Origin of the sequence: Trinickia terrae (genome assembly GCF_005144415.1) — a bacterium.
GTDB classification, from domain to species: Bacteria; Pseudomonadota; Gammaproteobacteria; order Burkholderiales; family Burkholderiaceae; genus Trinickia_A; species Trinickia_A terrae.
Genome location: NZ_SWJE01000009.1, coordinates 170271 through 184323, shown reverse-complemented (window position 1 = coordinate 184323; position 14053 = coordinate 170271). Strand labels below are relative to the sequence as shown.

The window sequence follows — 14053 nt, the reverse complement described above, 5'->3', positions numbered from 1 at the left end:
CGTTTACACCGTGACGCGATAAGCCGACCAAGCGGGCTCGATCCAGTCTTCCAGGTCCATGTAGCGCCGCTCGTAGCACCAGTTGCAGTCGGTGCACTGCGTAATCGCCTCGCCGGACAGGCGGCGCAAGTGCTCGTCGCGCAAGCGGCGCATCGCCGGGCCGTTCCAGAACGCTTCGAAGCCCTCCGCCTGCCAACTGCCGAAGGTGTACTGCTCGAGCCCGTTCAAGTGGTCGCAAAAGCCGAGGCGGCCGCGGCTGTTGATGTAGAGGTATTCCCACGGGTGGATGCAGACTTTGCGCACGGCGTCGGCCCGCGTGCCGTCCGGCACCAGCGACGAGGACAATTCGATCAGCAGGCCGTGCTCCGCGCTCAGCGCCGCCAGCCGTTCGAGCACCGCCGGAACGCGGGCCGCGTGCCGCTCGAGGCGATCCGGGTCGTCGTCGGCGGCGTTGAGCGGCTCGATCTTGAAGCGCCGCACGCCGAGCGTCATGCCGACTTCCACGATGCGATCCAACTGATCCAGATTGCTGCCGCTCGCCGTGATGCAGAAGTACAGCAGCGCTTTCGTGTCGTGGCCGGCGCTCTGCTGCGCATCGGCCACGATCCGCAGGTGCTCCAGCACCTGGTGATAGTTCGCGCCGCCGCGCAGCGTCTTGAACAGGGCGGGCTCCGCGGCGTCGAACGACACGCCCACTGTAATGCCGTCGCGCCCGAGGCGCCGCCACAGCTCGGGGCGCTTCGCGACGCCGTTGGTGATGAGCTTGACGCGCGCCGGGTACGACAGCGCGACGTCGAGATAGGCCTCGAAATTCGGAATGATGGTGCTTTCGCCCCAGCCGCGCAGATCGACGAACTCGGCATGCGGGAACAGCGTCGACGCCATTTCGGTGAACAGCGGCAACGGCAGGATGTTGCCCTTGACAGGATTGCAGCGGCACATCGGACACGTCAGATTGCAGAGGTCAGTCAATTCGACGTAGATCGCTCGCGGCATAGAGGCATGCACTTGCGGCGCATTCGACGCGCGCTTGCCCGTGAACCGGATAGTGCTGTTTGGCATATTTTCCGGAAATCCGCTTGTTGTTGTGAGAGCCGCATCGAAACGGCGATTACCGCCTGCTAACCGCCCCGTATGCAATCCGCGTTTCGACACTCAAGGTCCGGATGCGATTGAAATCCATATCTTAAAAATGCGACACTATCCATCGTGATAGGTAACACTCCATTTGCGAGAGTGGCTATATTTGCATCCGATCAGCGAGATTCATTTTGCCGGCATGGTCCGGGACGCTAATTGCGGGCCGGACTGACTACAGCATTCCGTTTAATTCCGTGTGTATTTCGATGGAATCTCAATGCTCCCGACGGCCTATTACTTTCCGCCCAACGTCACGAAAATCGGCGACAACCTGCTGACCTGGGATATTGCGCACGAGGCCAGCCAGCGGTGCCGCGAGCTGATCTATTTCGCCTCGCGCACCGTGGCGGGCGTCCTGGGGCGCTTCGGCGTGAGCAACATCGCTTTCCGCGAGATCGAGACGGAGGAAGCCGCCTTTCGCGTTGCGCATTCGCTGCGCGCGCATCACCCGGTCATCGATCTGCAGCAGCTCAATTCGTGGTTCGACTGGCCGCAGCAGCGCCATCTGTTCGACGACCCGATACACGAGCGCGCGACGCGCGCGTGGGACGATCCCGTCAGCGTGGCGCGCTGGGGCAAGGCTCGCTTTGCGGACATTTTTCGTGAAATGCTGGGATTTCCCGACGAACAGCTGCCGCGGCGCAGGCTGCGCGTCGAGCAGGCGTCCGACCGGCCGCTGCTGCTGTTTCCGCACGCGTGCACGGATATTCAGCAGCTCGGACACTGGCGCGCCATCGCCGAATTCGCGACGGGGCGCGTGCGGACCACGGTCGTCGGCCTGCCCGCCGTCAGAGACCTGGCGCGCTGGCCGAGCGATGTCGAGTTGCTGGTTGCGCTGCCCGGCGAGCAGCTGGTGGACCTGATTGCCGGCGCAAACCTGTGCATCGGCGGCGCCACCGGGCTCACCCATCTCGCGGCGGAACTGGAACGTCCCACGCTGTTCCTCTGGCGACATGACGACCGGGACGTTTTCGCGCCCGTGCGCGGCAATACAGCGGCGCATTTGGATGTCGCCGGTTTCAATGAGGAGCGGATTATCGCCGCCGTTAGCGGATTGATGTCGGAAATATGGCAGCCGTATTTCAAGTCCGCCGGACTTCATTCTTGATCCGCGCCATTCGATTTGATTTGGATTGGATGTCTTCCTGACGCGCTGGCCGGCGAGGGAACAATCTCGGTGGTGAAGGATGCGACGACTGCGGCGGGCGCCAACGGCAAGCTCGGCAGCGACGCCGAGGCGTGCCGAGATTCGATGCACTTATGACAGGAATCTTCGAGGCGCGGTTGCCGCCGCCGCAATCCGAGATGTAGATAAGCCGACGCGGTTAGCGCAGCGCGAAATATTTGGCGAATCGCGCAATCTGTTCCGGGGTGACCGGGACGTCAACGGCTTCGGGCTTGTCGCCCCTTCCGTCCAGCAAGATGAAGCTGAATCCTGCGCCGTCATATCGAGCATTCCCGTGACACCCCATGCATCCACCCATATTGGACAGATTCGGGGTCTTGACTGTAGTTTTTTACGTAGGCGGCGGTGACCTCGAAGGGCACATTATGACTATCCCACCAGCCATTGGTATCAGCTGTCTCTCGCTAAAACGGTTTCGAGTCAACATCCGCCGGCCAATTCAGCGCGTAAAACTCCTGCCAGGCAAATACTGCCGCATCCTCCAATGAGGCTTTTTGTGCGCCTCCGCGTACATCGCAAGGAAAATCCGGAGAGACTTTCAAATAATAGTCATTTGCCGCGGCTACACATTTTCCAATGCCGAGTTGTGGATAGATGAGGGCGAACGTCGCGCTTGCGATCAATCCTGCGATGCGCCGGAGCCGTGCATCCCGCTCAGTGTTAGTCTTACGCATGGCCAACCCCTTGTAAAATTTCCGTAGGAATTACCGGTGAATGTTTTTTTCTTTCTCAAAATTGCAGCGCTGCGGATAGATTGGGTTGCTTCGGCGCGGACCTCACCTATCTGTTTTATTAGGCCGCAATTGATAAGAAAAATGAAATAGTCGGGCCCTTGTCGCCGAGCAACTGCACGAAGGCAGCCGAGACCACCGCCAAGCATCGCCTTTCCATTGCTACTGCGGATAGCCGTTCCAAAACATCTTGATTACAGAGGTGACGACGACGAATACAACGACCCAAAACAGGATAGGACCGCCAGCTCCCTTTAGTTTGATAGTCGCCAACTCGATCTCAATCGGACCACGCGTATTTTCTACAGTAACCACAATAAAGTAGGCTAAGCAGCCAACGTACGGCAATATGAAAAATACAGCGTAGTTTTGCAGTATGAAATTGACAAAATCTTCGCTGGCGCCGAGGGCCTTCACCGTAATGAAAACGCCCAGAAACACCGGTCCAAGTACAAGAACGGCGAGGATGACATACGCGCACAGCCTATGCAGCTTGGATTGCCAAAGCTGAAGCCCTTGCTCTGCGAGCGAATCGCTTGCCGCCTCATCATCGTTTCCCATATCAATCCCCTCTCGTATCGTTTTGCGCCGGCGCCAACCGGCTTTTCACGCATGCAGCGGGATGCGATGAGATATGCCCCCGCCCCCCTCCCCCTCAAGTCGCCGGAATACTCCGATACAGCTTGTCGACCACCAACAAAGGCTGCTGATCGTTCGCCCCAAACACCGTCAACACAAAACTATTCCGCGCCCCATTCGCCGTATTGGGCTTCTGAGCCGCCATCCACTCGTCGACGGTATTCGCCACCACGCTGACGAACGACGGCGTCACCGCCGGATTGACCGTCGTCTCCGCCGGCGGCAACAGACACACCGGCAGTGTCACGGAAAACGCCTCGGTCAACGAATAGACAAAGCTGCCCGTCATCGCGGTTTCGACGGATACCGTCCCATCGCCGCCTTCGAACAGCCCCGCGAAGAAATCCGCCAACTGAGTTTCGAGGCTGGCATTCTCTTCGCCCGTCAACGCAAACTCGTCATGCGTCAGACGCGGCACAGCGGGCCCCGAAAAGCTGACGCTGGGCGTCGTGAAAATGAACGCGGGCTCGGTGAACACGCCGCTGTCATCGAGCGGGAACAGCACCTTGTTGCGCTCCACGAGGATCGACGACAGTCCGTTCTGATGCAGCAGAACATCCAGCTTCGGCAATACGACGGTCCGCTGCTGGACAGCCTCGGCCTCGCTCCACGTCAGGTACTCGGGCGGCGACGAATCCTTCAGCGCGTACCGGTAGGTCAGCAATGAGATGCCGTCGTCCGGTGCGGTGGCCACGGCGGTATAGCTATCGGGGAGAATCTGCACCACCGGCGCGGGCAGCGTGATGCCCTGCGCGGAAATGGTGGCGTTGTCCTGATTCCAGGCCGCGTCGGCGCCGTTGATGGTCACGCTGAGCAGGTCGATCGAGGCGTCGCCGTTCGCGGCTTCGCTCAGCACCGTTTCGAAGCTCAGTTCGATCAATTCCGGAGCCGCCAAGGCGGCAAAGGCCTTCGCGCCCGTCGTGCCGGCGTAGGCCGTCGCCACGTCGCCGAGATACTCGGCGAAGCTCTGCACGGCGTGCGCGGCGCTCTGGATGAGAGTGAGGTCGGTGGTGTCGGCGTTGATGCGCGACAGATACAGCCTGAAATCCTCGGCAATGCCCGGATAGGCGGTAACGAACTGGGCCAGCGCCGTGAACAGGTCCGGCCCCGCCGCCATCGCACGCGCGGCGGACTGCGCGCTCGGCAGGTTGAGCTGGATCGTCGTCTGCACCGAGTCCTGCGCCGCGAAAGGATAGGCGTAGGTAAACGAATAATCCCAGCGCGTCAGGTCGACCGGCTCGACAGGCGCCCCGGCGGACTGCGCGGCCGACTGGTTCTGCACGGTCGGCGGCGTCGGCAGGTTGCGGTTCACTACCGGAATGTTCGCCGCCTGCGAAACGTTCAAGCCGTAGAGGTACGGTCCCGTCACGAACACCAGCCACTGGCTTTCGATGTAGCCGTCGATGCCGGGCACCGTCTTCTTGTTGAACTCAAGGTGCGTGATGGCGAACGTCAGGTTCAACGGCACGTAGGCCTGGGCGTCGGCATTCTTGGTGCTGAAGAAGATGCTCAGACGGGAATCGTCCGTCGCGCCCCCCTCTTCCACCGGTCCCAGCGGAATGCGGGCCGCGCTCAGCGTGAAGTTCTGGTTGGCGCTCTGGCTGTTGGCGAGGCTGCCCTGGGGCTGGCCGTACAGATCGGGCGGCCCCGCCGCGTCGGGCTGGCTCGCACCGGACACGTCGCTGACGCCGTAGACCACCACCGCGCTCGCGGCATACGCCGAACCGATCTGATTCAGCAGCTGCTGATAGAGCTTCTCCTTCGCGGCCGCATAGGTGGCCGCATCGGACGCGCTGGTCGACAGAATCGGCTCGACCGTGCCGGAGATGCTCTCCGCGAGGCTCTGCTTCGCCTTCAATACCGCGCCGAGATAGCCGCTGGTGAGCGGGTCGCTGCCGAGCAGTTCGTCGAGGATGAAGGCCGAGGTGGAATCGGTGGCCGACAGGAACGAGTCGATGGCGTCGAGGCAGGTCTGGAACCACTGATTCTGGTCGACACCGGTGAAGTTCAGCGTCACCGGGTTGCCGGTCGCGTAGTCGACGATGGTGGCCTGGCGGCTGACGAGCGTGGTGGCGATGGGCGCCGCGGTGTAGTAGCTGGGCTTGTTTTGATCGATCTTGAAGTAGATGCCGTTGCCCTGCGACTGGCCGAAGCGCACCGCCCAGAGCTGCATGGTGCCCGCCGTGCTGGTGTCGGCGCTGCTGTCCGAGGACTTCAGGCCTTCGCCGATCCGCAGGCGCCAGTCGCTGCCCTGGAACGCGGTCTCGAACGCGCCGGAGAAGACGAGGAACGCAGACTGCGCGCCCGACTGGGTGTCCGGATCGGGCTGCGGCAGGATCACGCTTTGTGTCGACAGGCCGTTGGCGCCGGCCGCCACCTGCGGGTCGACGAGCGTCGCCAGGCGGGTCAGGGTCAGCGTGACGTCGAGCGCGATGATGTCGCCCGCCGCCACGTCGCTCAGCGCCACCGGCACCGCCAGCGACGCCTTGGGACCCACGGTCTGCGAGGTGTCGCCGTTCACGATGCGCTGCAGGCTTTGCACGCAGGCGCTGACGTAATCGCGGATCACGCCGGCCTGGCTGTCCGTGAGCACGATGCCGGGCGTATCGAGCAGCGAATTGCCGAGGCTCATGCTGACCGCGTTGCCGTCGAGGCCCGGCACGCCCAATCCGCTGTAGTTCTGGTTCAGCTGGAAGTAGATCTTCTGGTAGAGCGTGAGGTCGTTGGCCGCCTGATCCGGGCTGCTCGCGTAGGGCGCGATCGCCAGCGCCAGGTTGACGTTCAGCACCGGCGCGCCGGCCGCTCCCGAGTAGAGATAGCTGGCCGTCGTGTTGGACCACGACGACAGGCCGATCAGCAGATCGGTGTACAGCAGGCCGATGGCCTCGCCGTTCAGCGCGCCGCTGTAGCCGGGCGGCGGCGCCGTGAAAGGCGTGACCGTCGTGTTGCCGAACACGTCCTGCCATTGCAATGCGATCTGGCACGCGGTGCCGACGCCGACATACGGGTTGGCGTCGGCCGGAGGCAAGCCGTCGGCAGGCGTCGCGGGCGCCGGATTGACGGTCGAGAAGCGCTTGAATCCGAGCGACTGATCGTAGTCGAACTCGCCCGTCCCCGCGCTCGCGGCCCGCGACTGGCGCCGCCGCCGGGCTTGAGCGTGGCTGGCGAATGCCGATGGGGCTTGCTCGGCCGCATCGGAATCCTGCGGCCCGAACGGCAGCCCCATGCTGCTGGCCTTGAAGAACGCGTTGGCCTGGACGCCCGCCGACAGCGTGTTGTAGAGCGAATACATGACCTCGGCCGGATAGTCCGGGTCACTGGAATCGTCGGGCGGCAGTCCGAGGTCGGCGCGGCTCAGCGAGAAACTGACGTTGCCCGCCGGAAGCTGATTGCGCAGATCGAAGGACTGCGTGTCGATCGTCAGGACCGCGCCGGCCGGCAGCAGCCCGGCAACCGTCAGCGCCAGCACCGACATCGCGTCGAGGCTGATGCCGTAGTAGCTCGCCATGGCGGCGAACGTATCGCCCGGCGCGGACTTCGCCGCCACTCGATAGCTCACGGGCGGGATGTAGAACACCGAGCCGAGCGCCACCGGCACGCCCGGGTTGTAGTCGGCGATCTCCTGGGCGGTGATCGGGGTGACCGCGCCCTCCGAGTAGTAGGCCGCGAGGGCCGTCAGGGTTAGGCCCGGATCGGTCAGGTCGGCCTGGGTCAATTGATGCGTCAGGCCGTCGATCGGGATCACCGCGCCGGCGGTCAGCGCCAGCGTCTGGTTGCCGGCGGCGATCTTGCCCGGCGCCGCGCCGTACAGCTTCGCGGCCTCGGCGAGGCTCGCCCCCTGGGCGCCGAGCGCGGCCGACCGGCCGCTGGTGGCGAGCGACACCACCTGCACGACGTCGGCGCTGGTGTCGATGCCGTCCGTCGTCACGAATGCATTGATGAACGAAGGCAGCGCGTTGCCGAAGCTGGACGTGCCGCTGGCGGCAAACGTCGCGATCATCGTCAGCGTGGCGGTGCCGTCCGCATCGAAGATGTCGGCGGACAGGCCGCTGCCGTCGCTGATCAGCTGATAGAACAGGTAGTAGCCGCCGCTGCGCACGGTGCTCTGCTCCCACAGCAGCTTGATGAACTCCGCGGGCGGGTTGCCGATGCCGCGCGGCGGCGGGGTCTCGCCGCTTGCCCTCAGGGCGGCGGAGCGCAGCGCCATGTCGGGGTTGGTCTCGGTGGAGAGGTTGGTCTGCGTGATGAAGGTCAGGAATTCCTGGATGCCGAGCGTCGACAGCGAGGGCGGCTGGGTCTGCTGCTGGGAGCTCACGAAAAGCCCCGACAAAATCGACTCCCCCATCGTGTTGACGGCGGCCAGCAACTGCTCCAGCAGTTGCGCATCGGCCGTGGAGGTCCCGGTAATTTCATAGACGTTCGGCAGCGACGGCGCATTGGCCGTGCCGTTGGGGACATCGTCCGCGCCGCCCGACGTCGTGCCCGACACCGGCAGCCGCTTGATCGTGAACGCAATCTGCGTCGCCCAGGCCCAGTTTTGCAGATCGGCGTAGTCGGTCTGGCTGCTGGCCGGCGAGGTCTGGCCCCGCTGCGGCTGGAACTGCGGCAGCAGCGGAAGCTCCTCGGCCAGCGAATCGAACAGGTTGTCCAGGCTCGCCTGGCGCCCGGCGGTCAGCGCCAGCACGCTGGACGGCAGCGGCCACAACGTCGCCAGCGTCTGCGAGGTCGTGGCGGCGCCATTCCCGGAGCGGTCGGTGATGGTGTGCAGGCCGGCCATGTCCGACGTGGTCCAGTACGTGTAGTTGCCGGTCGCCACCGCCTTGGGCTGCAGCAGCACGGCGGCCGTCGCCGTGAAGCTCGGCGCCGGCTGGAAATTGCCCTGCTGCGCCCAGGTCAGCACGGTGCACAGGCTGTCGTAGGACGACACGAGATCGAGCGTCGCCGAAGACGCCGCCGCGCCGTCGAACTGCACGAAGCCCAGGTTGACGCCATGCGAGGCCGTCGCCGCCGATACCGTGACCGGGAATGTGGCGAGCGCGGCGGGCGCCGCGGTCGGAAACGCCTGCCCCGTCAACTGATAGAGGCCGTAGGCGCTCTGCCCGGCCGGGAACAGGAACTGCTCGGACAGCGTGAGGCCGCTGCTCACCGGCAGATTGAGGCCGAACATCAGGAAGCGCGACACCATGCCGGCCGTCTGCGCGACCTGGTCGGTGCCGACGATCGCGCTCCACAGGTCCGCCACGCTCCACGCCTGCAGGTTGGCGAGCGTCAGCACGCCGTCCTCCGCCTGGAGCGAGAACAGCCCCTGCACCGACGCGCTCGCCTCCGCCAGCGCCGGCACCGTCGTGGCGAACCGGGCGGCGACGCTCGCGAGCGTATCGCCGTCGGCGGTGGTGTAGGCGATCGCGGCCACGGACATCGGCTGTGCGGGCGTCAGCAGCGCCGTCGAGCTCGTGATCGCGGGCAGCTGCGCCAGTTGCGCCGGGTTCATGCCGAGCGCCGCGCCGATCGACTGGAAGGTGTCGCCGGCCACGGTCGTGTAGCTGTCGGTGATCTCCACGTCTGGCTGGATGATGCGCGCAGTCCAGTTCGCGTCGATCAGGCTTTCGACCGTGGTCTGCCAGCGCGGCGTCTGGTTCGCCTTCAGGCTGGCCGCGTCGCTGAAGCGCCCGGCGATCGAATCCATCGTGTCGCCGCTTTGCACCGTGTAGCCGAGCGCCGGCGTCGTCATCGCGACCCCGGCCGTCAGCGCGTGATTCTGGTTGGGCGACGCGACGTCGTCCACGTCGATCAAGTTCGGCGGCACCGCGTTGACCGCGGCGACGATGCCGGCGATGCTGTCGGTCGCCTGCAGCGTCCACGCGTACGACGACAGCAGGTTCAGCGCCGCCTGCAGCAGTTGACGGCCCATCATCGTGAAGTAGTCGACGAAGATCAGCGCTGCCATCGATTCGACGCTCTCGCTGCCGCTGTCGCGCAGCAGCGAATCCGGCTGCTCCTTGCCGATGTTGTTTTCCTGCTCGATGCTCGCTTCCACTTGCGCGAACTCATCGGCGACCGCGGCGCGGTAGGCGTCGTCGACGGTCGTGTAGCCCTCGAAATCGATCTGCTTCGTGCCGTCCCCGGCGGGGTTCGGCACCGTCAGCGACAGGCCGTCGAACACCGGAAACACGGTCGAGCCGGTCTGGAACAACGCCTTGTCGCCCGAGCTCGACGCGTAGTCGGGCGTCTCGATGTTCAGCTGGAAGGCGGACGCGAGGAAGCTCAGCAGCGACGCCATGTCGAGCGGCGGATTCGTGTTGTCGGCGAGCGCGTCGATCCAGGCTTCCAGTTGCGCCTCGCTGACCACCTGCGCGGACACGCCGGCGAGATCGATCGCGTCGCCCTCCGTGCCGCTCATCGCGTCGATCAGCCACGGGAAGAAGCTTGCGCACAATTGATCGAACGACGTGTCGCCCGGCCCTCCGGCGTCCGCGGTCGGCGCATCCATGACCATCAGGAACACGAAGGCGCCCTCCTGCTGGCTGTCCGACGTGGCGCCTTCGGGCGCGAGCACGGTGAACTGCGGCGCCGCCAACAGCTTCAGCGTCGGCTTGGCTCCGGCCGCGCGCAGCACCTGCTTCGGACGCGGCTCGACGGCGGTCAGCCGCGCCGCGCGGTCGGCCCGACTGCCGCCGAGCAGCAGGGTGCGCGCCGCGGCGGCGCTGCCGTCCCACGGCGCCTGCTCGTTCTTGCCGAGCGTGAACGACGCCGTCACCGTCATCGAGAACGAGAAGGAGATCCTGATCGAGAACAGCCCGAGGTTGATCTTGATGGACACCCGGACGCTGACGTACGCGGAGGCGCTGACCGGGATCTCGCGATAGGACTCGTACGTCATCTGCACCGAGAGGATCACGGTGACGTTGACCGATGCCTGGATGATCGCGAAATCGACCTTGCCGATCAGGGTGCCGATGATGCCGACGGTGCCCGTCAGCTTGAAGTAGTACTGGTCCTGCAGGCTGGTCGAGCTGCCGGTCGTCGTGAGGCTCGTTCCCGACGACAGCTCCGACGTCAGCTGATACGGATGCCACGAGGCGATCACGCCTTCGACGATGCCGAACACCGTCAGCGAGAAGCTGGCCGTCAGCGGCCCCGCCGAGAAGCTGTAGCCAAGCCCGAGCTGAAGCCCGACACCGAACACGAGCACGGGGTCGAACGTGCCGTTCTGCGTGACCGGCACCTGGGTCGCCGTGGCCGCGCTGAGCTTGCCGAAATAGATGCCGCCCGAACCCATCACCGGCACGCCGGCCACGATCGCGTACAGCGAGAACGAGCGGCTGAAATCGTTGTTGTACGGGAAACCGATGTCGATCAGGAAATCGCCGTTGGTGTACACCTCGATGGACAGCTGCGGCAGCGTGACGGCCACCGCGCCGAAGTTCATCTGGCGGATCGAATCGGGGAACGCGAAGTCGATCTGGAAGAGACCGATGTCGTCGGTGATCTTCTTGTAGAGGATGTCGATCGCGAGCCCGGCCAAGCCGCCCGCCTTCGGCCCGGCCAGCGCGAGGCGCAGGCCGTACAGGCTGGGGTCGTCGAAGACGAGCATCGCATCGACGGTCCACGCGCCCCCGGCCTTCATGAAGCCCATGTGGGTGGCGATCAGCCAGTTGTTGTCCTGCTGGTAGTACGGGAAGCCGGCCGGCTGGTTCGCGCTCGGGTTGACCGGGTTCGTGGCGCTGTCCGTGTTCGGCAGGCTGCTGCTCGACAGCTGCTCGATGACATCCTCGGTCGACGTGAAGGTGGACGCGCCGGTGATGCCGATGCGCTGCCCCAGCACCAGCAGGAACACCTTGAAGTAGTCCTCGCTGCGCCCGGGCACCGGGGGCATGTCGGTCACGTCCTGGCCGCCCGGCTTCATCAGGTCGCCGAGCTGGTCGGAGATCGGCGACGACCCGGTGATCTCGAGCGTCACCTTGCCGTCCGTCGTGCGCAGGAAATTCAGGCTTTCGATGACGATGAAGCCGAGGTTGAGCGGACTCGACAGCTGGTAGGACGCCGACAGCCGGTTGGTCACGCCGTCTTCCAGCGACACCTTCAATTGCAGGCCGTCGAGCGAGATCTGGTTCAGCAGGTCCCACGGCGAACCGAGCGTGAAATACGGGTCGCCGAGCGTGCGCACCAGCGCTTGCAGCAGCGAGCCGAGCGTCCAGCCCTTCAGCGAGAACGTGATCTGCTTGTCCTCGCTCGTGTAGTTCGCGGTGAAGCCCTCCCAGATGAGCGTCAGCGTCTGGTTGCCGTCTTTGTCGAACGCGTAGTCGAGCTCCAGCTCCAGGTTGATGGCCGGATAGGTCCAGGTCGACGCGACCGAGCCGGAGAAGTCGCTGCCGTCGTAGGCGAGGCCGATCGTCGCATCGAGCCCGGTGATCACCTGGCCGCCGAGCTTGAGGTCCCACAGGAACGCCACGTCGACGGTGTAGCTCGTGCTGCCCGTCGAGCCCGACGGAATCTTGGCGACGATGCCGAACGACTCGATGGTCAGGTCCGGGGACAGGAAGCTCGGGAATGCGTAGGACTTGCCGTCCGAGAAGAACTGGAAGATCAGGTCGTTCAGCGACAGCGGCTGGCCCAGCGACGCGCTCAGCGTCCACAGCGCGGGCGATGCCGTCCCGTCATAGTCGAGCGACACCAGGGTCTGGAACGGCCCGACGCTCAGCTGCCCGCCGATGCTGCTCTGCCAGGCCGACTCGGTGCCGGAGCCGCTGCCGGCCGGCGTGCTCGCGCCGATGCGGACCGTCCCGTTGGACACCGACAAAATGGGTTCGCTGTCGACGGTCAGGAACGAAAGCGACAGGTCGAACTCGCTCGTGAAGTTGAAGCTTTTGCCGCTGCCGTCGACGGTCAAGGCAACGTTGGACACGCTCGCGGAAATCGACGGCGGCAGCGTCACGAGGTTGCCGCTCAGCGTGTTCAGGAAATCGGTGAGGCTGGCGGTGCCGTCGAACGACGCGTAGAAATTGAGCGCCGAGTCGAACGTGACCGTGAAGAGGCCGTCGCCCTCTCCGTCCGGCCCCTTGAAGACCTCGGGCGCCAGCGTGAACTGGGTCTGGAACTGGAACGTCTGCCGCGACGCGCCGCCGAGCGGGTCGGAGATCGACCAGGCCAGATCGAACGCCTCGATCGTGAAATCGAGCCCCGGCGGCGCATTCGGGATCGGCGTCCAGCTCGTACCGGGCGTGCTGCCGATCAAGATGCTCACCTGGCCGATCTTCGCGGGCGAGATCGTGCCCGACAGCGACAGTCCCAGCAGCCCCACGTCGGCGAGGAACTGCTGGAGCGACGCAGGCACACCCGTGAAATAGCTGCCGGAGGAGCCGCCCACGAGCGCCGCGATGGTGTCGGGCGTCAGCAGCTGGCCGTTGCCGGTCGAGTTCAGGCCGATCGCGTATTGGTTCGATCCGTCCGTCGAGGTCGGCGAGAGCATCACCTGAAGCTCGTACGGAGACTCGTCGGCGGGCGTCGAGCCGACGCTGAGCAGCGCCGACACGGACAGCGCCGCCGCCTGCCCCGACGTGTCGCCGTCGGTCTGCGGCGCGGCGGGAATCGACAGCGTGAGCTGCGGATCGGCGACATTGAGGTAGAACACCGTGAACGCGCCCTGCTCCAGCACCGCGCTCAGCTCGCCCGCCGGCAACAGGACCGTGGACGCGTTGTACTCGGCCATATCGAGCACGCCCCGCAATGCGAGCGTTTGCCCGGTCTGCACCGTCAGTCCGTCGAAGAGCGGTGTCACGGCCTGCGCCGAGGTCGGCATCGGCACACCCGCCGATACGTTCAGCTTCGCCCCGCCGCTCACCGCGAGGCCGCTGCCCGGGCTGCCCCACGGGTACACGCCGTCCGCGGTCGAATACACCATGAGCACGTTGCCCGGCGCCAGCTGGTCGAACGGCCAGCCGTTCATGAACGCGAACGAATCGGTCCAGGTCCAGTCGCTTGGCGCGCTCGCGATCTGCACCACGAGCGACGCGTCCGACACCGCGAACACGAGCGTCGCGGGCACGCTGAGCGGCGCGGTTGCGCCGGGAAACGGCACGATCGCGCTGGTGACCGTGAAGCTGTCGCCGGATACCGGCCCCACGTTGGACGGTGTTACCGAAATGACGAACTGGCTCGCCTGCGCCACCTGGAAGGCCGCGCAGAGCGTCGCGTCGTAGTCGGCGGGCACGCTGACCGAGCTGTCGTTCAGCCCGGCCGACAGGAACGCGGCATCGAGCGCGAACGGGCCGGCGCCGGCGGCGGTGACGATGGCTTGCTGCAGGTTGTCGATTGCACTCAAGACAGGCTCTCCCGATTTTCGTCAACGGTGGCGGCA

The 14053-nt window shown here is 65.1% G+C and carries 5 protein-coding genes; 1 reads left to right on the top strand and 4 read right to left on the bottom strand.

Annotated features, from left to right (window positions below):
* Positions 1-3: 3 nt before the first annotated feature.
* Positions 4-1062 (bottom strand): radical SAM protein, encoded by a 1059-nt coding sequence (locus FAZ69_RS18260; RefSeq protein ID WP_136896485.1) that lies wholly within the window; start codon positions 1060-1062, stop codon positions 4-6.
* Positions 1063-1483: 421 nt separating this feature from the next.
* Between FAZ69_RS18260 and FAZ69_RS18255 the strand changes: the two genes are divergently transcribed.
* Entirely contained in the window at positions 1484-2248 is a 765-nt protein-coding gene (locus tag FAZ69_RS18255) for a glycosyltransferase family 9 protein (RefSeq protein ID WP_206171213.1), read from the top strand.
* A gap of 482 nt (positions 2249-2730) precedes the next feature.
* Here the strand turns inward: FAZ69_RS18255 and FAZ69_RS18250 are convergent, their stop codons facing one another.
* From FAZ69_RS18250 to FAZ69_RS18240, 3 genes are all read right to left on the bottom strand, one after another.
* Positions 2731-3000, bottom strand: coding sequence for a hypothetical protein (locus FAZ69_RS18250; protein WP_136896483.1), 270 nt, complete (start codon positions 2998-3000; stop codon positions 2731-2733).
* 219 nt (positions 3001-3219) lie between these two features.
* On the bottom strand, positions 3220-3618 hold the full coding sequence (locus tag FAZ69_RS18245; protein WP_136896482.1) for a hypothetical protein: 399 nt from the start codon (positions 3616-3618) through the stop codon (positions 3220-3222).
* A gap of 94 nt (positions 3619-3712) precedes the next feature.
* Positions 3713-14017, bottom strand: a complete 10305-nt coding sequence (locus tag FAZ69_RS18240) for a LysM peptidoglycan-binding domain-containing protein (protein WP_136896481.1) — start codon at positions 14015-14017, stop codon at positions 3713-3715.
* Between the last annotated feature and the right edge of the window lie 36 nt (positions 14018-14053).